This is a genomic window from Micromonospora sp. NPDC005161 (assembly GCF_053599855.1).
Window position 1 is genome coordinate 1 of record NZ_JBSFYQ010000128.1, and the last position, 1391, is coordinate 1391.

The following is a 1391-nucleotide window of genomic DNA, read 5'->3' on the forward strand; positions in this document are numbered from 1 at the left end:
TACTCCAGCCGGGGATCGTGATCATGGCTCGATGAGGGCTTGTCGGGTGTAGTGGCTGGCCTTGGCGCGGGCTTGGTGGCGGCGTCGACGGATGGACCAGAGCAGCGGGTCGGTGCGGCGGCGGGTGGGTTCGATGATCAGGATGTGGAACAGGTGGCGTAGCTCGTTGACGGTCAGCGGGATCAGCCCACCCGGGTTGTAGCGGTGGCGGTGACTGGCGGTCGCGGCGGCGAGGAAGGCGTGGGCGAGGATCGCGAGGGTGGTCCAGCGGTGCCAGGAGGTCCAGCGGCGATTCTGGTGCTGGTCCAGGCCGAGTCCCGTCTTCGCGGCTTGGAACGATTCTTCGATCTTCCAGCGGCGGCCTGCGACCGCGACGAGCGTGTGCAGCGCGGCGGGTTCGGGTGACCAGCAGCGGTAGAAGGCCAGCTCACCGGTCCTGCGGTTGCGGCGGATCAACAGCCAGTGGTGACCGCCGTGCTCGTCGGCGGCGTGTGGCAGGGCGGTGAAGGACCAGTCGTAGTAGCGGTAGCCTTTCGCGCCCGGGCCGGCGGACATGCGCTGCCACGCGGTGGCGGGAAGCCCTGCGGCCAGCGCGTCGACGCGGTAGGTGCCGATGCCGGTGGTCACCTGATGCGAGCAGGCCACGGCCAGGACGTAGCCCAGTCGCAGCGTGCGGAGCCGGGTGGCCAGACGCGGATCGTTGCCGTAGGCCTCGTCACCGGCTGCCCATCGGCACGGCAGCCCGGCGGTGACCGCGGCCTCGATCATCCTGGCTGCCAGTTGCGGCTTGGTCGCGAACCGCACGGTATCCGGGATGCCGGCCTCGGCTCGGCGCTCGGGGTCGTCGCACCAGGATTTCGGTAGGTAGAGGGCCGCGTCGAGCATCGCGTGACCAGCGTTGGTGGCGTAGACGAGATGCACGGCGAGCTGGCAGTTCTCGATTTTCCCGGCCGTGCCTGAATACTGCCGCTGCACGCCGACGGTGTGCCGGCCCTTCTTCAGGTCACCGGTCTCGTCGATGACCAGCACGGCGTCAGCCTCGCCGAGGTGGTGCCCGACGAACGCGCGGACGTCGACACGGACCGCGGCGTCGTCCCACTTCACCCGGGTCAGCAGGTCCTGCATCCCGTCCGGGCCGGCGTCCCCGGCGTGCTCGGCGATGGTCCAGCAGTTCTTCCGTGGCAGAGGCGCCAGCAAGCCGCGGACGAAGTCACGCATCCGCCGCCGGGGTTCCGGCCTGCGGAAACGTTGCCCGACAGTCAGCATCAGGTCGTCGAACAACACCCGCCACCGTCGGGCGTCTACCCTGTATCCGGCAGCCACCGCTGCGTCATGGTCAGTCCACACAACCGTCCATGATCGACGGTGGCTGCCCTCGTTCCCACACCGCA

Annotated in this window: 1 protein-coding gene; it reads right to left on the reverse strand. The window is 69.2% G+C overall.

Features of this window, described 5'->3' with window-relative positions; all coding sequences use genetic code 11:
• Positions 1–21: 21 nt before the first annotated feature.
• A complete protein-coding gene (locus tag ACWD5O_RS37165; protein ID WP_450088178.1) occupies positions 22–1266 on the reverse strand; it encodes an IS701 family transposase in 1245 nt (414 codons plus the stop codon).
• Positions 1267–1391: the final 125 nt, after the last annotated feature.

Excerpts from the sequence above, each read along its gene's own strand:
- ACWD5O_RS37165 (WP_450088178.1), bottom strand. The coding sequence starts at position 1,266 with ATGCTGACTGTCGGGCAACGTTTCCGCAGGCCGGAACCCCGGCGGCGG.